At 62.4% G+C, this 18,987-nt stretch carries 18 protein-coding genes; 10 read left to right on the forward strand and 8 right to left on the reverse strand.

The features are described from left to right. Positions 1-2: 2 nt before the first annotated feature. Together sdhD and sdhC are read right to left on the reverse strand one after the other, a co-directional pair. The gene (gene sdhD / locus CKW13_RS20695) at positions 3-371 is read right to left on the reverse strand and encodes a succinate dehydrogenase, hydrophobic membrane anchor protein (protein ID WP_095110633.1); all 369 of its coding nucleotides are present in this window, start codon (positions 369-371) and stop codon (positions 3-5) included. Beyond that, positions 365-739 (reverse strand): succinate dehydrogenase, cytochrome b556 subunit, encoded by a 375-nt coding sequence (sdhC, locus tag CKW13_RS20700; RefSeq protein ID WP_095110634.1) that lies wholly within the window; start codon positions 737-739, stop codon positions 365-367. Before sdhC ends, sdhD begins: the two co-directional genes overlap by 7 nt. Positions 740-1,102: 363 nt before the next feature. Here sdhC and gltA point away from each other — a divergent pair, with 363 nt between their 5' ends. Next, entirely contained in the window at positions 1,103-2,392 is a 1,290-nt protein-coding gene (gene gltA, locus CKW13_RS20705; protein ID WP_095110635.1) for a citrate synthase, read from the forward strand. A 331-nt stretch (positions 2,393-2,723) separates the two neighbouring features. Here the strand turns inward: gltA and CKW13_RS20710 are convergent, their stop codons facing one another. From CKW13_RS20710 to CKW13_RS20720, 3 genes are all read right to left on the reverse strand, one after another. Continuing rightward, on the reverse strand, positions 2,724-4,382 hold the full coding sequence (locus CKW13_RS20710) for a cation acetate symporter (protein WP_095110636.1): 1,659 nt from the start codon (positions 4,380-4,382) through the stop codon (positions 2,724-2,726). Next, complete coding sequence (locus CKW13_RS20715) at positions 4,379-4,690, reverse strand: DUF485 domain-containing protein (protein WP_095110637.1); 312 nt, start codon at positions 4,688-4,690, stop codon at positions 4,379-4,381. The genes CKW13_RS20710 and CKW13_RS20715 overlap by 4 nt, the downstream gene beginning before the upstream one ends. Positions 4,691-5,051: 361 nt before the next feature. After that, the gene (locus tag CKW13_RS20720; RefSeq protein WP_095110638.1) at positions 5,052-5,900 is read right to left on the reverse strand and encodes a glycine betaine ABC transporter substrate-binding protein; all 849 of its coding nucleotides are present in this window, start codon (positions 5,898-5,900) and stop codon (positions 5,052-5,054) included. 334 nt (positions 5,901-6,234) lie between these two features. On the opposite strand from CKW13_RS20720, the gene CKW13_RS20725 reads away from it, so the two are divergent. Both CKW13_RS20725 and CKW13_RS20730 read left to right on the forward strand, forming a co-directional pair. After that, a complete protein-coding gene (locus tag CKW13_RS20725; RefSeq protein WP_095110639.1) occupies positions 6,235-7,533 on the forward strand; it encodes a serine/threonine protein kinase in 1,299 nt (432 codons plus the stop codon). Next, the gene (locus tag CKW13_RS20730) at positions 7,526-8,314 is read left to right on the forward strand and encodes a VacJ family lipoprotein (protein WP_095110640.1); all 789 of its coding nucleotides are present in this window, start codon (positions 7,526-7,528) and stop codon (positions 8,312-8,314) included. The genes CKW13_RS20725 and CKW13_RS20730 overlap by 8 nt, the downstream gene beginning before the upstream one ends. A gap of 35 nt (positions 8,315-8,349) precedes the next feature. On the opposite strand, the gene CKW13_RS20735 is transcribed toward CKW13_RS20730, so the two are convergent. Beyond that, on the reverse strand, positions 8,350-9,267 hold the full coding sequence (locus CKW13_RS20735) for a DUF808 domain-containing protein (RefSeq protein WP_095110641.1): 918 nt from the start codon (positions 9,265-9,267) through the stop codon (positions 8,350-8,352). A 133-nt stretch (positions 9,268-9,400) separates the two neighbouring features. Here CKW13_RS20735 and CKW13_RS20740 point away from each other — a divergent pair, with 133 nt between their 5' ends. Beyond that, positions 9,401-10,006, forward strand: a complete 606-nt coding sequence (locus CKW13_RS20740) for a TetR/AcrR family transcriptional regulator (RefSeq protein ID WP_095110642.1) — start codon at positions 9,401-9,403, stop codon at positions 10,004-10,006. Positions 10,007-10,123: 117 nt separating this feature from the next. Here CKW13_RS20740 and CKW13_RS20745 read toward each other — a convergent pair whose 3' ends face one another. Both CKW13_RS20745 and CKW13_RS20750 read right to left on the reverse strand, forming a co-directional pair. Next, positions 10,124-10,582 (reverse strand): transposase, encoded by a 459-nt coding sequence (locus CKW13_RS20745; protein WP_095110643.1) that lies wholly within the window; start codon positions 10,580-10,582, stop codon positions 10,124-10,126. A gap of 180 nt (positions 10,583-10,762) precedes the next feature. Then, positions 10,763-11,203 (reverse strand): heme-binding protein, encoded by a 441-nt coding sequence (locus tag CKW13_RS20750; protein ID WP_095110644.1) that lies wholly within the window; start codon positions 11,201-11,203, stop codon positions 10,763-10,765. 260 nt (positions 11,204-11,463) lie between these two features. Between CKW13_RS20750 and gcl the strand changes: the two genes are divergently transcribed. From gcl to CKW13_RS20780, 6 genes are all read left to right on the forward strand, one after another. Next, positions 11,464-13,239, forward strand: coding sequence for a glyoxylate carboligase (gcl, locus tag CKW13_RS20755; RefSeq protein ID WP_095110645.1), 1,776 nt, complete (start codon positions 11,464-11,466; stop codon positions 13,237-13,239). A 136-nt stretch (positions 13,240-13,375) separates the two neighbouring features. Beyond that, the gene (gene hyi / locus CKW13_RS20760) at positions 13,376-14,158 is read left to right on the forward strand and encodes a hydroxypyruvate isomerase (RefSeq protein ID WP_095110646.1); all 783 of its coding nucleotides are present in this window, start codon (positions 13,376-13,378) and stop codon (positions 14,156-14,158) included. 59 nt (positions 14,159-14,217) lie between these two features. Continuing rightward, positions 14,218-15,108 carry a 2-hydroxy-3-oxopropionate reductase gene (locus CKW13_RS20765; protein WP_095110647.1) on the forward strand — a complete coding sequence of 297 codons (891 nt, stop codon included), beginning with the start codon at positions 14,218-14,220 and terminating at the stop codon, positions 15,106-15,108. Between the two features lie 153 nt (positions 15,109-15,261). Beyond that, positions 15,262-16,542 carry a glycerate kinase gene (locus CKW13_RS20770; protein ID WP_095110648.1) on the forward strand — a complete coding sequence of 427 codons (1,281 nt, stop codon included), beginning with the start codon at positions 15,262-15,264 and terminating at the stop codon, positions 16,540-16,542. Further along, positions 16,532-17,947 (forward strand): pyruvate kinase, encoded by a 1,416-nt coding sequence (gene pyk, locus CKW13_RS20775; protein WP_095110649.1) that lies wholly within the window; start codon positions 16,532-16,534, stop codon positions 17,945-17,947. The genes CKW13_RS20770 and pyk overlap by 11 nt, the downstream gene beginning before the upstream one ends. 120 nt (positions 17,948-18,067) lie before the next feature. Next, complete coding sequence (locus CKW13_RS20780) at positions 18,068-18,982, forward strand: urea transporter (protein ID WP_095110650.1); 915 nt, start codon at positions 18,068-18,070, stop codon at positions 18,980-18,982. The last annotated feature ends 5 nt before the right edge of the window (positions 18,983-18,987 follow it).

The following is an 18,987-nucleotide window of genomic DNA, read 5'->3' on the forward strand; positions in this document are numbered from 1 at the left end:
AATCAGATACCCCAAAGAATCTGCACACCCCAGACGAAGTACGCGAACATCGCAACGCCGCAGACTGCCTGGAAGAGGAAACGTACTGCGGTCGCGGACTTGCCCAGCGCCATCGGCGTCAGGTAGTCGGTCGCGATGGTCCACATGCCGACCCAGGCGTGAGCGCCCAGGGCCACCAGGGCCAGCAGACTGAAGATACGCATCCCGTTGTTTGCGAACAGGCCGTGCCATTGGGCGTAGCCAATGCCAGGGTTCGCAATGAGGTATCCGATCAGGAAAATGAAATAAGCCGCGAGAACGACCGCAGACACACGCTGCGCCATCCAGTCATAGAGGCCCGAACGCGAAAGGTTCGTAACGCTGGTTACCATATCCAAACTCCTGCCAGAACGATCAGCACCACGGAAATGGCGATGATGATTTTCGAGCCCAGGCGGCCGCCTTCCAGCGTCTCACCGATGCCCATGTCCATAATCAAGTGGCGCACACCGGCTACCAGGTGATAAAGCAGAGCGGACAGAAGGCCCCATGCTACGAACTTGGCCAGCGGACTGGTCAAGCAAGCCTTCACCTCGGCATAGCCTTCCTCGGAACCCAGGGATTTGCCCAATGCGTAAAGCATGATGCCAAGGCCCAGGAAGAGGATGATGCCGGATACACGGTGAAGAAATGACGTAACGCCGGTGATGGGGAGTTTGATGGTCCTTAGGTCTAGGTTTACAGGTCGTTGGCTATTCACGGCTTTTTTTTCACACTGAAGAGCCCCTAACAATCAGGGCAAAGTTGTTGGGGAGTGCACTGGTCAGGTAACCACCACCCAGGGATGCGACCCCCATCAAAACAGGCCCAAAAGCCCCTGGCGGTCGGAGGCCGAGTATAGACAGTTAGGCTACTAATGACAACGCGCTGTCCTCACCCTAATAGCGCATTGCGCAAGCCGTATAAAAGGCGTAAATGGCGGGTAATTTCGAGGAAAAAGTACGGTTAAAGCCTTCTGGGGCAAGACTTTAGGCAAATTGACATTCGAATTTATATCAATATAGTGGTGCGGGCCCTGCGTGGGGGGTCTGTCTGATGATTTGAAGCATAAATAGGAGGCCACATGGCTGACAAAAAAGCGCAGTTGATCATCGAGGGCGCAGCCCCCGTCGAGCTGCCCATTTTAACCGGCACCGTTGGTCCTGATGTAATCGACGTTCGGGGCTTGACGGCCACGGGCCGCTTCACCTTTGACCCAGGGTTCATGTCGACTGCCTCGTGCGAGTCGAAGATCACCTACATCGACGGCGACAACGGCATCCTGTTGCACCGCGGCTACCCGATCGAACAACTCGCCGAGAAGTCGGACTACCTGGAAACCTGCTACCTGCTGCTTAACGGCGAATTGCCGACCGCAGAACAGAAAGCCCAGTTCGTCAGCACCGTGAAGAACCACACCATGGTCCACGAGCAGTTGAAGACCTTCTTCAACGGCTTTCGCCGCGACGCCCACCCGATGGCCGTCATGTGCGGCGTAGTCGGCGCCCTGTCGGCCTTCTACCACGACTCCCTGGACATCAATAACCCGCAGCATCGCGAAATCTCCGCGATCCGCCTGGTTGCCAAGATGCCCACCCTGGCCGCGATGGTCTACAAGTACTCCATGGGCCAGCCCATGATGTACCCGCGCAACGACCTGACCTACGCCGAAAACTTCCTGCACATGATGTTCAACACCCCGTGCGAGATCAAACCGATCAGCCCGGTACTCGCCAAGGCCATGGACCGGATCTTCATCCTCCACGCCGACCACGAGCAGAACGCGTCGACCTCCACCGTGCGCCTGGCAGGCTCCTCGGGCGCCAACCCGTTCGCCTGCATCGCCGCCGGTATCGCCGCGCTCTGGGGCCCTGCCCACGGCGGTGCGAACGAAGCAGTATTGACCATGCTCGATGAAATCGGCGATGTCTCGAACATCGACAAGTTCATCGCCAAGGCCAAGGACAAGAACGATCCGTTCAAGTTGATGGGCTTCGGGCACCGCGTCTACAAGAACCGTGACCCGCGCGCCACCGTAATGAAGCAGACCTGCGACGAAGTCCTGCGCGAACTGGGGATCAACAACGATCCGCAACTCCAACTGGCCATGCGCCTGGAAGAGATCGCCCTGACCGACCCGTACTTCATCGAACGCTCGCTCTACCCTAACGTTGACTTCTACTCGGGGATCATCCTCAAGGCGATCGGCATTCCAACCAGCATGTTCACCGTGATCTTCGCCCTGGCGCGTACCGTCGGCTGGATCTCGCACTGGAAGGAAATGCTCTCCAGCCCGTACAAGATCGGCCGCCCGCGCCAGTTGTACACCGGCTATGAGTCGCGTGACATCACCAAGCTCGAAGATCGGCACTAACACCCAAGCAAATAGAAACGGCCTCTTGATGAGGCCGTTTTTTTTGCCTGGGGGTTAGGAGCAGCAAGCGGCAAGTCTCAAGCTGTAAGCCCCAAATAAAGGCGTCGGCCGTTGCGCAAGGGACACCTCGCTACACAACGCAGCCTTGAGCTGCAAGCTGAAAGCCTCAGCTAAGCACGCCAGCCTCTACGCAAGTGCACCTCACCCCACAACACCGCTTGCCGCTACAAGCTTTCAGCCACCCAAAAAAATACCCCTGCCTCTGAGCAGGGGTACTTCTTTACAACACCGCTTCTAGCTTGCCGCTTGAAGCTTCAAGCTCGCAGCTGCCTCAATGGCTGACCGCCCCGCTCGCCCCCAGGCCCGTCTGCGAACGCACGAACTGCGGGAAGAACAGTGCCCGCTCGTTATCCGCAGCCTTGGACTTGTCGGTGATGGAGAAGAACCAGATCCCGACGAAGGCAATAATCATCGAGAACAGCGCTGGGTACTCGTAAGGGAAGATCGCTTTTTCGTGGTGCAGGATCTGCACCCAGATGGTCGGGCCAAGCACCATCAGGCCTACCGCACTCACCAGGCCCAGCCAGCCGCCGATCATGGCGCCGCGGGTGGTCAGTTTCTTCCAGTACATCGAGAGCAGCAGTACCGGGAAGTTGCAGCTTGCCGCGATGGAGAACGCCAGGCCTACCATGAACGCGATGTTCTGGCTTTCAAAGAGGATGCCCAGGCCAATCGCCAGCACTGCGAGAGCAATGGTGGTGATTTTCGAGACACGGATTTCATCTTTGTCGTTGGCTTTACCCTTTTTGATGACGCTGGCGTACAGGTCATGGGACACCGCCGAGGCACCTGCCAGGGTCAAGCCGGCCACGACCGCCAGGATGGTGGCGAACGCAACGGCCGAGATGAAGCCCAGGAAGATACTGCCGCCCACAGCATTGGCCAGGTGCACCGCCGCCATGTTGTTGCCGCCGAGCAAGGCGCCCGCTGCATCCTTGAAGTCCGGGTTCGTGCTAACCAGCAGGATCGCGCCGAAACCGATGATAAAGGTCAGGATGTAGAAGTAGCCAATGAAGCCAGTGGCATACAGCACGCTCTTACGCGCTTCTTTCGCATCGCTCACGGTGAAGAAGCGCATCAGGATGTGCGGCAGGCCAGCAGTACCGAACATCAACGCCAGGCCCAGGGAGAAGGCCGAGATCGGGTCCTTCACCAAGCCGCCGGGGCTCATGATGGCCTCACCTTTAGGGTGTACCTTGATCGCCTCGGCAAACAGTGCGTTGAAGTCGAAGTTGACGTGCTTCATTACCATGATGGCCATGAAGCTGGCACCGGACAGCAGCAGCACTGCCTTGATGATCTGTACCCATGTGGTGGCCAGCATGCCGCCGAACAGCACATACAGGCACATCAGGATGCCGACCATAATGACCGCGACATGGTAGTCCAAGCCGAACAGCAGCTGGATCAGCTTGCCGGCACCGACCATTTGCGCGATCAGGTAGAACGCCACCACCACCAGCGAGCCACAGGCCGACAGGGTGCGGATCTGGGTTTGCCCCAAGCGATAGGACGCCACGTCGGCAAAGGTGTACTTGCCCAAGTTGCGCAGGCGCTCGGCGATCAGGAACAGAATGATCGGCCAGCCCACCAAAAAGCCGATCGAGTAGATCAGGCCATCGTAGCCGGAGGTGTACACCAGAGCGGAAATGCCCAGGAAAGACGCCGCCGACATGTAGTCACCGGCAATCGCCAGGCCGTTCTGAAAACCGGTGATCTTGCCGCCGGCCGCATAGTAGTCGGCTGCCGAGTTATTGCGCTTGGAAGCCCAGTAGGTGATGCACAGGGTAGCGCCGACGAACGCGACGAACATCAGGATGGCTGAAACGTTGAGCGGTTGTTTATGCACTTCGCCGGTCAGGGCATCGGCTGCCCAAAGCGCAGGAGCGAAGGCCGCAAGCCCGAGTGCCGCAAATAGACGCCGGATCATTGTGCAGCCTCCTTGAGAATGGCGTTGTTCAGGTCATCGAACTCGCCATTGGCGCGGCGAACGTAGATGCCTGTCAGGACAAAGGCCGAGAGAATCAGCCCGACACCGATGGGGATGCCCCAGGTAATCGATGATTCAGGACTGATCTTGGCTCCCAGTACCTGGGGTCCGTACGCAATCAACAGGATGAAGCCCGAGTAAAGCCCAAGCATGATCGCCGAGAGAATCCAGGCGAACCGCTCTCTTTTGCTCACCAGCTCCTTGAAACGCGGGCTGTTTTGAATCGAGAGGTAAATGCTGTCGTTCATTGTTTTTATCCTCGCAGCACAGATTATTGTTAGAACGTACCCACTCTATGCGGCTGTAGAACTGGTTCCAGACGACCTTAGTCTTAGAACCATCCGCCGAAGCAAGCAGGCTCCCCAGGCCAGAAGCTGTCGCCCACTGGCAATGGGCGCAAGAACGCCAACAGAGCATAGAAGAAACAGCCCTTGCCCACGGCAGAAGAGCCTTGGCAAGCAAGGGGCTGGGAGGAAGGTTTGGATCAGCCCTGGAGGGGCTATGGCAGGAAGGTTTCTGCTGGCTGGCAACACGGTGCCAGGAATGCACCTGCAACCGCAGCCCGGTGGCATCTAGGCACACCGGGGCGGTCAGGCGGAGACGGGCGGGTTACTTCAACCACTCGGCGACGCGTTCAGGGTGCTTGGCGACCCACGCCTTGGCCGCCACGTCCGGCTTGGTGCCTTCCTGGATGGCCAGCATGACTTCGCCGATTTCATCCTTGGACGCCCACTGGAACTTCTTCAGAAACGCCGCCACTTCCGGGGCTTTCTTCTCCAGGCCTTTACTGCCAATGCTGTTGACGGTTTCGGCGGCGCCGTAAACGCCTTTAGGATCTTCGAGAAAGCGCAGCTTCCACTTGGCGAACATCCAGTGGGGCACCCAACCGGTCACGGCGATGGACTCTTTCTTGTCCTCGGCGCGGGTCAGTTCGGCGATCATCGCCGCGCCGGAGCTGGCTTGCAGCTTGTACCCCAGGCCGTAATCCTTGATTGCCTGATCGGTCTTGAGCATCACGCCTGAGCCAGCGTCGATGCCGACGATCTTGTTCTTGAAGCTGGTGTCGTCCTTAAGGTCGGCAATCGACTTGGCCTTGACGTACTCGGGCACGATCAGGCCGATTTTCGCGTCTTTGAAGTTGGGGCCGTAGTCGACCACCTTGTCCTTGTTTTTGGTCCAGTATTCGCCGTGGGTCACCGGCAGCCAGGCCGAGAGCATGGCGTCGAGCTTACCGGTGGCCACGCCCTGCCACATGATCCCGGTCGCGACCGCTTGCAGCTTGACGTCATAGCCGAGTTTTTCCTTGATGACCTGCGCCGCCACATGGGTAGTGGCCACGCTGTCGGACCAGCCATCGACGTAGCCGATGCTCAGGGTATTGCCGTCCGCGCTGGCCAGGGTGGAGCTCATCGCAAGCGCCAGTGCGGCACCTGCGCTTAAGAGTCGTCGCATCTTCATCGTTGCTTCCCCGAAAGTTGCGCCCGACGGATGCCGGGCGGCGTGCTGCCCCTTGGATCATCAACCCAGTGCCGGGGCAGACCTGCTCTGGCAGCGACCCTGAGGCAGCGAGAAACGACATCACTACGCCAGTAACGACACCCGGAAACCACCTCCGACATGGCCAGGCGCCACGATTACAGATAATTACCACCCGCCACCCTTGCAACCTGTATCGTCCAGCTACTATTAGCCCCGATTGTGCCTGTTTAGCTGCCCTCATGGCACTTTGGCACAACTGCGGCGGTCATAGCCTGCGAACACCATTCGGTACTTTCCTCTAAGGGATCTCGTCATGCTCCGATGCTTGCGCTGCGCCGCCCTGTTTGGCGGCCTATTCTTGAGTGCGTCCGCACTGGCGGTGGACATTGATGCCGCTAGCTATGGCTACCCGCTGACCAACCCTTTTGAAGCCACCATTGCCACCACCCCGCCGGACCTGCGCCCGCAATTGCCGTTGGACGAAGACATCGACCAAGCCGACTACAGCCTGACCCTGCGCCCGGAACGTGAATTCATCCTGCCGGACAACTTCTGGGCAGTGAAGAAACTCACCTACCGCATGGCCAAGCAGGACCACGCCGCGCCGCTGATCTTCCTTATCGCCGGCACCGGCGCGCCGTACCACAGCAGCCTCAACGAGTACCTGAAAAAGCTCTACTACCAGGCCGGTTACCACGTGGTGCAGCTGTCCTCACCCACCAGTTTCGACTTCATCAGCGCCGCCTCGCGCTTCGCCACCCCCGGGGTGAGCAAGGAAGACGCCGAAGACCTCTACCGCGTGATGCAAGCGGTGCGCGCCCAGCACCCGAAACTGCCGGTTACCGACTACTACCTCACCGGCTACAGCCTCGGCGCGCTGAATGCGGCGTTCGTCGCCCACTTGGACGAAACCCGGCGCAGCTTCAACTTCAAGAAGGTTTTGCTGCTCAACCCGCCAGTCAATCTCTACACCTCCATCAGCAACCTAGACAAACTGGTGCAGACCGAGGTCAAGGGCATCAATAACAACACCACTTTCTATGAACTGGTGCTCAACAAGCTGACCCGCTATTTCCAGCAAAAAGGCTACATCGACCTCAACGATGCCCTGCTCTACGACTTCCAGCAGTCCAAGCAGCACCTGACCAACGAACAGATGGCCATGCTGATCGGCACCTCGTTCCGCTTTTCGGCGGCCGACATCGCCTTCACCTCCGACCTCATCAACCGCCGCGGCCTGATTACCCCGCCCAAATACCCCATCAGCGAAGGCACCAGCCTCACGCCGTTCCTCAAGCGCGCCCTGCAATGCGACTTCGACTGCTACCTGACCGAACAAGTGATCCCCATGTGGCGCGCCCGCACCGACGGCGGCAGCCTGCTGCAACTGATCGACCAGGTCAGCCTCTACGCCCTCAAGGATTACCTGCAAACCAGCCCGAAAATCGCCGTGATGCACAACGCCGATGACGTGATCCTGGGCCCGGGCGACCTGGGTTTTCTGCGCACCACATTCGGTGACCGCTTGACGGTCTACCCCCACGGCGGCCATTGCGGCAACCTGAACTATCGCGTCAACAGCGACGCCATGCTGGAGTTTTTCCGTGGCTAAACACTTCCTGCTTATTGCCGCTTTACTGAGCGCAGGCGTCGCCCAAGCCGACAACAGCAAGGCCAATGCGCCGACCGTGGTCGCCCCGGACGGTTTCACCGAGCCCTTGACCAAACTCAAGTTCAACCCGGGCCTGGACCAGCGCGAATTCGAGCGCTCCACCCTCAATGCCCTGAACGTGTATGACCCGCTGGAGTCGTGGAACCGGCGCGTCTACCACTTCAACTACCGTTTCGACCAGTGGGTGTTCCTGCCGGTGATCGACGGCTACCGCTACATCACCCCCAGCTTTTTGCGCAGCGGCGTGAGCAATTTCTTCAACAACCTGGGGGACGTGCCGAACCTGCTCAACAGCCTGTTGCAGTTCAAGGGCCAGCGCTCCATGGAAACCACCGCGCGGCTGCTGCTCAACACCACCCTCGGCGTCGCCGGCCTGTGGGACCCGGCCACCAAAATGGGCCTGCCGCGCCAAAGCGAAGACTTCGGCCAGACCCTAGGCTTCTACGGCGTACCGGGCGGCGCCTACGTGATCCTGCCGATCCTCGGCCCTTCCAACCTGCGCGACACCGGCGGGCTGGTGTTCGACTACAGCGCCGAATCCACGGTCAACTTCCTCAACGTCGCCGAAGTCAGCAGCAACCACCCAGAAGTCTGGGTTTTGCGCGGCGTAGACAAGCGCTACCAGACCAGCTTCCGCTACGGCCAACTGAACACACCGTTCGAGTACGAAAAAGTGCGCTACGTCTACACCGAAGCGCGCAAGCTGCAAATTGCGGAATAGATAGGAGCTGCAAGCCTCAAGCTTGCAGCTTGTAGCTAGCGACTGCTAAACGCCTTCCAAATCTTCGTCGCCGCCATCACGCCGGCCAGCACCACGGCGCCGGCCACGATCCCGGCCACGCCGTTGAGCAGGATCGGCACGATAAACCCCGCTCCGCCCGCCGCCGCGCCCACGCCTTCGATCCAGTGATGGATCGCCGGCACACCGTGGGTGAGGATGCCACCGCCCACCAGGAACATCGCCGCCGTACCGATCACCGACAGGCCCTTCATCATGTAAGGCGCCGCCCGCAGGATTGCCGCGCCGACACCTTGAGCGAGCTGCCCGCTTTTCTGCGTCAGCCACAGGCCCAGGTCGTCGAGTTTGACGATGCCCGCCACCAGGCCATACACCCCCACCGTCATCACCAGGGCGATGCCCGACAACACAATGACCTGCTGGGTCAGCGGCGCGTCGGCCACGGTGCCCAAGGTGATGGCGATGATTTCCGCCGAGAGAATGAAGTCGGTGCGGATCGCACCCTTGATCTTGCCGCGCTCGAACGCCACCAGGTCGGTGGCCGGGTCCGCCACTGCCTGCACGAGTTTGGCGTGCTCGGCCTGGTCCTCGGCGGGGCTGTGCAGGAACTTGTGGGCCAGTTTCTCAAAGCCCTCGAAACACAAGTACGCGCCGCCGACCATCAGCAGCGGCGTCACCAGCCAGGGCACGAACGCACTGATGGCCAGGGCCGAAGGCACCAGAATCAGCTTGTTCACGAACGACCCCTTGGCCACCGCCCACACCACCGGAATCTCCCGCTCGGCACGCACGCCGCTCACCTGCTGGGCGTTGAGCGCCAGGTCGTCGCCCAGCACCCCGGCGGTCTTCTTCGCCGCCATTTTGGTCATCAGCGCCACGTCATCGAGCACCGCGGCGATGTCATCGATCAATAACAACAAGCTGCTGCCAGCCATGGAAGGTCGTCCTGTCACAAGAAATGTGATGGAGCATAGCGCGGCAATAGGCCCTATGGGGCATTCTTGAGCCTCGCGCAAACGCGGTGCTACCATGCGCCACCGCCCGTACCGGCAAGGAATCACCTGGTTTATGAGCACCATCCGCGAGCGTAATAAAGAACTGATCCTGCGGGCCGCCAGCGAAGAGTTCGCCGACAAGGGCTTCGCCGCGACCAAGACCAGTGACATCGCCGCCAAGGCCGGGCTGCCCAAACCCAACGTCTACTACTACTTCAAATCCAAGGACAACCTCTACCGCGAGGTGCTCGAAAGCATCATCGAGCCGATCCTGCAAGCCTCCACCCCCTTCAACGCCGACGGCGTGCCGGGCGAAGTGCTGAGCGCGTACATCCGCTCGAAAATCCGCATCTCCCGTGACCTGCCCTTTGCCTCCAAGGTGTTCGCCAGCGAAATCATGCACGGCGCCCCCCACCTGAGCGCTGACCAGGTGCAGCAGCTCAACGCCCAGGCCAAGCACAACATCGACTGCATCCAGACCTGGATCGACCGCGGCCAGATCGCCCCCCTCGACCCCCACCACCTGATGTTCAGCATCTGGGCCGCGACCCAGACCTACGCCGACTTCGACTGGCAGATCTCGGTGGTCACCGGCAAAGCCAAACTCGACGAAACCGACTACGAAGCCGCCGCCCAGACCATTATCCGGTTGGTGCTCAAAGGGTGTGCGCCGGATTAAGGCACTGCGGCGCGGCTATCGCGAGCAGGCTCGCTCCCACAGGCGATTTGTTGGGGCCGATACCCAGCCCCCCTGTGGGAGCGAGCCTGCTCGCGATAAAGGCACCTCTCATTGCGCTCAAACCCAGATCGCATCCCACAGCGGATAGTCGCCCAGGCGCCCCACCAACCCCGCACGCAACGGATTGGCCACCACATAGCGGGCCAGCTTGACCAAATCCTCGTCCCGGCGCAGCGCACGATCATGAACCCCCGGCTGCCAGAGGCGCACTTGGCGGCCAACTGCTCGATTCACGGCTTTGCTCGCCAGCGATTTGGTCTTTTGCATCAACTCACCTAAATTTCCCTGCCGCAACTCGATCAGCCAGTGAAAGTGGTCAGGCATCACCACCCAAGCCAAAAAGCAAACGCAGCCGCGCTCCTGGGCGTAACGAAACTGCGCGACGACCAATCTACCCAAGGCAACGTCGCTGAAAACAGGCTCTCTGACTCGCGTGTTGGTGGTCAGCAGATAAATCCGCCCGGCCTCGCTAAAGCGTCCGAGCCTTAAGCGTTTTGATGCAGGGTTTGCAGGCATTCCATTGCCCCTGTGCAGAATGGGTTCTGCAAGGTTAGGGCTGCAGAAGGCTTGGGGCGGTGAATCTGCTTGGCAGGATGTTTCATGGAGGACCTCATCGCGAGCAGGCTGGCACACAGAAGGTCGTGCCCCCAACAGGAGCGAGCCTGCTCGCGATGGCGGTGTATCAGCCCACCACAGTCAAGCCCCCACCCCCGCATCCGCCCGCAAACCCTGGGCTTCTATCGCGCTGATGGCGCATTGCTCGTCAATGTCCGAGGTGTCGCCACTGATGCCGATGGCGCCGATGACGGTGCCTTGTGGGTCGCGGATCAGTACACCGCCAGGGGCAGGGACGACGCTGCCCTGGCCCAGGCTGTTGAGGGCGGCGATGAAGGCTGGGCGTTGCTGGGCGTCCAGGGCCAGCAAGCGTGAGCCCTTGCCCAGGGCAATCGCCCCCCAGGCCTTGCCGATGGCGATTTGCGGGCGCAACAGGCTGGCGCCGTCTTCGCGTTGCAGGCTCAACAGGTGCCCGCCCGCGTCCAGGACCGCGACGGTCAGGGGCGCAGCGGCGATCTGCCGCCCGGCATGGATGGCCTGGCCGGTCAGGCTGACTGCGACTTTCAAGGTTAAAGCGCTCATGGGTGCCGTCCTTATCTTGTTAGGGAAAAGCCTGGGGGCTTGATGAAAAACAGACACTACAAATAGAACACAATAGAATCTATTTTTGTATACAATAATTCTCGCAAATTACCCGAAGCGACGAAAAGTCACAGTGTTCAAAGCCCTCAACAATTGAAACAGGCGCTTGAGAAAAGGGATTGACCTTCTCAGCCGGCCATGAATACACTCGCCGCAAAAACCACTTGTATACAATTACAAAACGCAAGAGGCACAAAACCATGAGCAAAATGAGAGCAATCGAAGCCGCCGTTCTGGTGATGCGCCGTGAAGGTGTGGACACTGCCTTCGGTATCCCGGGCGCCGCCATCAACCCGCTGTACTCGGCCCTGCAAAAGGTCGGTGGCATCGATCACGTCCTTGCTCGCCACGTGGAAGGCGCCTCGCACATGGCCGAGGGTTACACCCGCACCAAGGCCGGCAATATCGGCGTGTGCATCGGCACGTCGGGCCCGGCCGGCACCGACATGGTCACCGGGCTCTACAGCGCCTGGGCCGACTCGATCCCGATCCTGTGCATCACCGGCCAGGCCCCGCGGGCGCGGATGCACAAGGAAGACTTCCAGGCCGTGGACATCACCAGCATCGTCAAACCCGTCACCAAGTGGGCGACCACCGTGCTGGAACCGGGCCAGGTGCCCTACGCCTTCCAGAAAGCCTTTTATGAAATGCGCTCCGGGCGCCCCGGCCCCGTGCTGATCGACCTGCCGTTCGACGTGCAAATGGCCGAAATCGAATTCGACATCGACGCCTACCAGCCCCTGCCCCTGGCCAAGCCTTCGGCCACCCGCCTCCAGGTGGAAAAAGCCCTGGCCCTGCTGGACCAGGCCGAACGCCCACTGCTCGTAGCCGGCGGCGGCATCATCAACGCCGACGCCAGCGAGCTGCTGGTGGAATTCACCGAGCTGACCGGCATCCCGGTCATTCCCACCCTGATGGGCTGGGGCACCATCCCCGACGATCACCCGCAAATGGTGGGCATGGTCGGCCTGCAAACCTCGCACCGCTACGGCAACGCGACGATGCTCAAATCCGACGCGGTGCTGGGCATCGGCAACCGCTGGGCCAACCGCCACACCGGTTCGGTGGAGGTCTACACCCAAGGGCGCACATTCATCCACGTTGACATCGAGCCCACGCAGATCGGCCGCGTATTCACCCCGGACCTGGGCATCGTCTCCGACGCCGCCTCGGCCCTGACCGTGTTCATCGAAGTGGCCCGTGAATGGCAAGCCGCCGGCAAGCTGAAAAACCGCAGCGCCTGGTTGCAGGACTGCCAGCAGCGCAAGGCCAGCCTGCACCGCAAGACCCACTTCGATAATGTGCCGGTCAAGCCCCAGCGCGTGTACGAAGAGATGAACCAGGTATTCGGCAAAGACACCTGCTACGTCAGCACCATTGGTTTGTCGCAGATTGCTGGCGCGCAATTCCTACACGTCTATAAGCCACGGCACTGGATCAACTGCGGCCAGGCCGGCCCGTTGGGCTGGACCATCCCCGCCGCCCTGGGCGTGGTCAAGGCTGACCCAAGCCGCAAAGTGGTGGCCTTGTCCGGCGACTACGACTTCCAGTTCATGATCGAAGAACTGGCCGTGGGCGCGCAGTTCAAGCTGCCGTACATACACGTAGTGGTGAACAATTCCTACCTGGGGTTGATCCGCCAGGCCCAGCGCGGGTTTGAAATGGACTACTGCGTGCAGTTGTCTTTCGACAACCTCAACGCCCCGGAACTCAACGGCTATGGCGTTGACCACGTGGCCGTCGCCGAAGGCCTGGGCTGCAAGGCGCTGCGGGTGTTCGAGCCGGCGCAGATCCAACCGGCCCTGCGCCGCGCCCAGGAAATGATCGAAGAATTCAAGGTGCCGGTGATCGTTGAGATTATTCTGGAGCGCGTGACCAACATTTCCATGGGCACCGAGATCAACGCCGTCAACGAATTCGAAGACCTGGCGCTGGTGGGCAACGATGCGCCCACGGCGATTTCGCTGCTCGATTAACCCTTGCTCGCCCCCCGGTGGGAGCGAGCCTGCTCGCGATAAGGCCGGCACATTCAGCGTTGTTGTTGACTGACCGACGGCTATCGCCAGCAGGCTGGCTCCCACACGGAACATGCACAACTTTCAGGAGACCACCATGCCGCGTTTTGCCGCCAACCTGTCCATGCTGTTTACCGAGCAGGACTTCCTCGCCCGCTTCGAAGCCGCCGCCAAGGCCGGTTTCAGTGGTGTTGAGTACCTGTTCCCCTACGACTTCAGCTCGGCCCAGATCAAGGCTCAGCTCGATGCCCACGGCCTGACCCAAGTGCTGTTCAACCTGCCGGCCGGCGACTGGGCCAAGGGTGAACGAGGCATCGCCTGCCACCCGGACCGGGTCGAGGAGTTCCGCGCCGGTGTCGATTTGGCCATCGCCTACGCCCAGGTGCTGGGCAACCGCCAGGTCAACTGCCTGGCCGGCATCCGCCCCCAGGGCCTGGACTGCGCCACGGTGCAGCAGACCTTCGTCGACAACCTCAAGTACGCCGCCGACAAGCTGCACGCGGCGGGCATCAAACTGGTGATGGAAGCGATCAACACCCGCGACATTCCGGGTTTCTACCTCAACACCACGGCCCAGGCCCTGGCGATCCGCGAGCAGGTGGGCAGTGCCAACCTGTACTTGCAATACGACATCTACCACATGCAAATCATGGAAGGTGACCTGGCCCGCACCATGGCCACGCATCTGGACGACATCAACCACATCCAACTGGCCGACAACCCCGGGCGCAACGAGCCGGGCACCGGCGAAATCAACTACCGCTTCCTGTTTGAACACCTGGACCGCATCGGTTACCAGGGCTGGGTCGGCTGCGAGTACAAGCCGCTGACCACCACTGAAGCGGGGCTGGGTTGGCTCAAGAGCCACAACGCGATCTGACTGCGCCCCTGCCCCCTGCGGGAAGCGCGCAAGACCTATAAAAACAAGAGGATTTCTCCATGGCTAAAATCGGATTCATCGGCACCGGCATCATGGGCCGCCCAATGGCGCAGAACCTGCAAAAGGCCGGCCACACGCTGCTCCTGTCCGAGCACCACGACAAAGCCCCGGCCGACCTGGTCGCCGCCGGCGCCATCGCCCTGGCCAACCCGAAAGAAGTGGCCCAGGAAGCTGAATTCATCATCGTCATGGTGCCCGATACGCCCCAGGTCGAAGACGTGCTGTTCAGTGCCAACGGCGTCGCCGAAGGCGTGGGCCCGGGCAAGGTTGTCATCGACATGAGTTCCATCTCGCCCACCGCGACCAAGGCCTTCGCCGCGCGGATCAACGAAAAAGGCGCGCAGTACCTGGACGCCCCGGTGTCCGGCGGCGAAGTTGGGGCCAAGGCCGCGACCCTGAGCATCATGGTCGGCGGCGACAACCAGGCCTTCGCCCGCGCCCTGCCGCTGTTGCAGAGCATGGGCAAGAACATCACCCTGGTCGGCGGCAACGGCGACGGGCAAACCGCGAAAGTGGCCAACCAGATCATCGTCGCCCTCAACATCCAAGCCGTGGCCGAGGCGCTGTTGTTCGCCGCCAAAAATGGCGCCGACCCGGCCAAGGTGCGTGAAGCGCTGATGGGGGGGTTCGCCTCCTCGAAGATCCTCGAAGTGCACGGCGAGCGCATGATTAAGGGCACCTTCGACCCGGGTTTCCGCATCAGCCTGCACCAGAAAGACCTCAACCTGGCCCTGGCCGGCGCCCGCGAACTGGGGATCAACCTGCCCAACACCGCCAACGCCCAGCAAGTGTTCAGCACCTGCAACGCCCTCGGCGGCGCCAACTGGGACCACTCGGCGCTTATCAAGGGCCTGGAGCACATGGCGAACTTCTCGATTCGGGAGAAGTAAGCAGCACACACCCCATGGGAGCGAGCCTGCTCGCGATGAGGCCGCTACAGTCAACCTTCGGCGGGCCTGACGAATCGCTATCGCGAGTAGGCTCGCGCCCACAGGGGCTGTCCATGCGTTCCAAGCCGAACCACAAAAAACCGGGAGCCCGCCATGTCGGTCGATCCACAACAATTGCTCCGTGAGCTGTTCGCCACAGCCATCGACGCCGCCCATCCCCGCCAGGTGCTGCAAGCTCATCTGCCCGCCGACCGTAGCGGGCGGGTGATTGTCATCGGCGCCGGCAAGGCCGCTGCCGCCATGGCCCAGGAGGTCGAGCGCTGCTGGCAGGGCGAAATCTCGGGCCTGGTGGTCACCCGCTACGGCCACGGTGCGCCGTGCAGCAAAATCGAAGTGGTCGAGGCCGCCCACCCGGTGCCCGACACCGCGGGCCTGGCGGTGGCTCGCCGGGTGCTGGAGTTGGTGAGCCACCTGAATGAAGACGACCGGGTGATTTTCCTCCTCTCCGGCGGCGGCTCGGCGTTGCTGGCCTTGCCCGCCGCCGGCATTACCCTGGCCGATAAACAGTCGATCAACAAAGCCCTGCTCAAGTCCGGCGCCACCATTGGCGAGATGAACTGCGTGCGCAAGCACCTCTCGGCCATCAAGGGCGGGCGCTTGGGCAAAGCCTGCTGGCCGGCGACGGTGTACACCTACGCGATTTCCGACGTGCCGGGCGACCTGGCCACCGTGATCGCCTCCGGCCCCACCGTGGCCGACCCGAGCACCTCGGCGCAGGCCCTGGCGATCCTCGCCCGCTATGGCATCGAGGTGCCCGCCAGCGTGCGCGCCTGGCTGCAAAACCCCGCGTCGGAGACGGTCAAACCCGGCGACCCGAGCCTGGCCCGCAGCCATTTCCAATTGATCGCCCGCCCGCAGCAATCCCTGGAAGCGGCGGCGGTCAAGGCGCGCCAGGCCGGGTTCAGCCCACTGATCCTCGGTGACCTGGAGGGCGAGTCGCGGGAGGTGGCCAAAGTCCACGCCGGCATCGCCCGCCAGATCGTGCTCCACGGCCAGCCGTTGGCGGCGCCCTGCGTGATCCTCTCGGGCGGCGAAACCACCGTCACCGTGCGCGGCAATGGCCGGGGCGGGCGCAACGCCGAGTTCCTCCTGAGCCTGACCGACAGCCTCAAGGGCCTGCCTGGGGTGTACGCCTTGGCCGGCGACACCGACGGCATCGACGGCTCCGAGGACAACGCCGGCGCCCTCATGACCCCCGCCAGCTACGCCCGCGCCGAAGCCCTGGGCCTGAGCGCCAGCGCGGAACTGGACAACAACAATGGCTACGGCTACTTCCAGGCGCTGGACGCCTTGATCGTCACCGAGCCGACGCGCACCAACGTCAATGACTTTCGCGCCATCCTGATCCTTGAGAGCCCCGCCCATGACGCCTGACAAGAAGGTCAAAATCCTCGCCACCCTGGGCCCCGCCACAGACGGCATCGACGATATCCGCGAACTGGTGGAGGCCGGGGTGAACATTTTTCGCCTCAACTTCAGCCACGGCGACCACGCCGACCACGCCCAGCGCTACCAGTGGATCCGCGAGGTGGAGCGCCAGCTCAACTACCCTTTGGGCATCCTGATGGACCTGCAAGGGCCGAAACTGCGGGTTGGCCGGTTCGCCGACGGCAAGGTGCAACTGCTGCGCGGCCAGGCCCTGCGCCTGGACCTGGACCCCACGCCGGGCGACCAGCGCCGGGTCAACCTGCCCCACCCCGAGATCATCGCGGCCCTGGAGCCGGGCATGGACCTGCTCCTCGACGACGGCAAACTGCGCCTGCGGGTGACCGCCAAACACGCCGACGCCATCGACACCACGGTGCTCAATGGCGGCGAACTGTCGGACCGCAAAGGCGTCAACGTACCCGAAGCGGTGCTGGACTTAAGCCCCCTGACCGCCAAGGACCGCCGCGACCTGAGTTTCGGCTTGGAGCTGGGGGTGGACTGGGTGGCGCTGTCGTTCGTGCAACGCCCGCAGGATATCCACGAAGCCCGCGCGTTGATCGGCGACAAGGCGTTCCTGATGGCCAAGATCGAGAAGCCGTCGGCCGTGGCCCAACTGTGGGAAATCGCCGAATTGAGCGACGCCATCATGGTCGCCCGCGGTGACCTGGGGGTGGAAGTGCCGGCCGAGAGCGTGCCGCAAATCCAGAAGGACATCATCCGCACCTGCCGCCAATTGGGTAAACCGGTGGTGGTGGCCACGCAGATGCTCGAATCCATGCGCTTCTCCCCGGCGCCCACCCGCGCCGAGGTCACCGATGTCGCCAACGCGGTGGCCGAAGGGGCGGACGCGGTGATGCTGTCGGCGGAAACCGCCTCGGGCGAGTACCCCCTCGAAGCGGTGCAGATGATGAGCAAGATCATCCGCCAGGTCGAAGGCGGCCCGGACTACCAGACCCAACTGGACGTGAGCCGGCCCAAGGCCGAAGCGACCACCTCGGACGCCATCAGCTGCGCGATCCGGCGCATCAGCAACATCCTGCCGGTGGCAGTGCTGGTCAACTACAGCGAATCCGGCGCATCCAGCCTGCGGGCGGCGCGGGAGCGGCCCGGGTTGCCGATCCTCAACCTCACGCCCAACCTCTCCACGGCCCGACGCCTGAGCGTGGCCTGGGGCGTGCATTCGGTGGTCAACGACCGTTTGCGCCAGGTCGATGAGGTGTGCTCCACGGCCCTGGAAATCGCCCAGGCCCAAGGCATGGCCCGGCGCGGCGACACCCTGCTGATAACCGCCGGCGTGCCGTTCGGGCGCCCCGGGTCGACCAACTCATTGCGTATCGAGACGTTGATCTAGCGTCGGTAGCGGCCCTATCGCGAGCAGGCTCGCTCCCACAAAAGGTGCGTATGGACCTGGGGCGAGCGAGCCTGCGCGCGATTAAGGCCACCTCGGTCCCCCTCTCTGTGCCCAACCCCCATGACCCCGAACTCCACCCACTGCCCCGACTGGGCCACCGCCCTGCTCCACGGTTTCAGCCAGATTTTCCTGCAACGCCATGCGCTGTGCGGCGTGCTCTGCCTGCTGGCAGTTCTGTGCAGCGCCCCGGCCCTGCTCGGCGGCGCGTTACTGGGCGGCGTCGCCGGGTTGCTCACCGCCCAGCGCCGCGGCTACCCCAAAGCCGAACGCGAGGCCGGGCTCTATAGCTACAACGGCGTGCTGCTCGGCCTGCTGCTGCCCCAGGTATTGCCCTGGTCGGTGCTACTGGTGCCGCTGATAATTGCCGGCGGCGGCCTCAGTGCGATGCTGGTGCGCCAGTGGCTCAAACGCGCGCCCAACCCCACTTGCCTGCCCGCCTACACGGCGCCGTTCATCGCCCTGGGCTGGCTGCTGCTAAGCACGGCCGAGCTGCCCGCCGCCGCGCCCCTGGCGGCCCTGCCCGCGAACGGGATGAGCCTGTTGCTGGCACTGTTCAAGGGCCTGGGCCAGGTCATGCTGCTGGAGGCGCCCTTGGCCGGCGTGCTGATCGGCGCGGGGCTGTTGCTCGCCAATCGCCACGCGGCAGCCTGGGCCTTGCTCGGCGCGGCACTGGGCCTGGGCGCCGGGTTGCTGCTCGACGCCCCCAACCAGGCCTTGCAGGGCCTGTACAGCTACAACCCGGCCCTGGCCGCCCTGGCGCTGAGCCAGCAACGGCGCCAGCCCTGGTTGCCCCTGCTGGGCATTGCCCTGGCGATCGTCCTCGCTCCGGGCTTTGCCGCCATCGGCCTGGCCGCCCTGACGGCGCCTTTCGTCCTCGCCTGCTGGCTGGTGCGCGCCGCCACCCGAGTGCTGCAACAGGCCGCCCGCGATTGCGCGCCTTGCGCAACCCCGGGCAATCCACCTAGGCTGCGTTGACCTTC

The organism is Pseudomonas sp. Irchel 3E20 (assembly GCF_900187645.1).
GTDB lineage: Bacteria > Pseudomonadota > Gammaproteobacteria > Pseudomonadales > Pseudomonadaceae > Aquipseudomonas.

What these genes read in the sequence shown, in the direction of transcription:
- hyi (WP_095110646.1), top strand. Translation starts at nt 13,376, where the DNA reads ATGCCGCGTTTTGCCGCCAACCTGTCCATGCTGTTTACCGAGCAGGAC.
- CKW13_RS20710 (WP_095110636.1), bottom strand. Translation starts at nt 4,382, where the DNA reads ATGATCCGGCGTCTATTTGCGGCACTCGGGCTTGCGGCCTTCGCTCCT.
- CKW13_RS20735 (WP_095110641.1), bottom strand. Translation starts at nt 9,267, where the DNA reads ATGGCTGGCAGCAGCTTGTTGTTATTGATCGATGACATCGCCGCGGTG.
- CKW13_RS20750 (WP_095110644.1), bottom strand. Translation starts at nt 11,203, where the DNA reads ATGAGCGCTTTAACCTTGAAAGTCGCAGTCAGCCTGACCGGCCAGGCC.
- CKW13_RS20780 (WP_095110650.1), top strand. Translation starts at nt 18,068, where the DNA reads ATGACCCCGAACTCCACCCACTGCCCCGACTGGGCCACCGCCCTGCTC.
- CKW13_RS20725 (WP_095110639.1), top strand. Translation starts at nt 6,235, where the DNA reads ATGCTCCGATGCTTGCGCTGCGCCGCCCTGTTTGGCGGCCTATTCTTG.
- gltA (WP_095110635.1), top strand. Translation starts at nt 1,103, where the DNA reads ATGGCTGACAAAAAAGCGCAGTTGATCATCGAGGGCGCAGCCCCCGTC.
- sdhD (WP_095110633.1), bottom strand. Translation starts at nt 371, where the DNA reads ATGGTAACCAGCGTTACGAACCTTTCGCGTTCGGGCCTCTATGACTGG.
- CKW13_RS20740 (WP_095110642.1), top strand. Translation starts at nt 9,401, where the DNA reads ATGAGCACCATCCGCGAGCGTAATAAAGAACTGATCCTGCGGGCCGCC.
- pyk (WP_095110649.1), top strand. Translation starts at nt 16,532, where the DNA reads ATGACGCCTGACAAGAAGGTCAAAATCCTCGCCACCCTGGGCCCCGCC.
- CKW13_RS20745 (WP_095110643.1), bottom strand. Translation starts at nt 10,582, where the DNA reads ATGCCTGCAAACCCTGCATCAAAACGCTTAAGGCTCGGACGCTTTAGC.
- gcl (WP_095110645.1), top strand. Translation starts at nt 11,464, where the DNA reads ATGAGCAAAATGAGAGCAATCGAAGCCGCCGTTCTGGTGATGCGCCGT.
- CKW13_RS20770 (WP_095110648.1), top strand. Translation starts at nt 15,262, where the DNA reads ATGTCGGTCGATCCACAACAATTGCTCCGTGAGCTGTTCGCCACAGCC.
- CKW13_RS20715 (WP_095110637.1), bottom strand. Translation starts at nt 4,690, where the DNA reads ATGAACGACAGCATTTACCTCTCGATTCAAAACAGCCCGCGTTTCAAG.
- CKW13_RS20765 (WP_095110647.1), top strand. Translation starts at nt 14,218, where the DNA reads ATGGCTAAAATCGGATTCATCGGCACCGGCATCATGGGCCGCCCAATG.
- CKW13_RS20720 (WP_095110638.1), bottom strand. Translation starts at nt 5,900, where the DNA reads ATGAAGATGCGACGACTCTTAAGCGCAGGTGCCGCACTGGCGCTTGCG.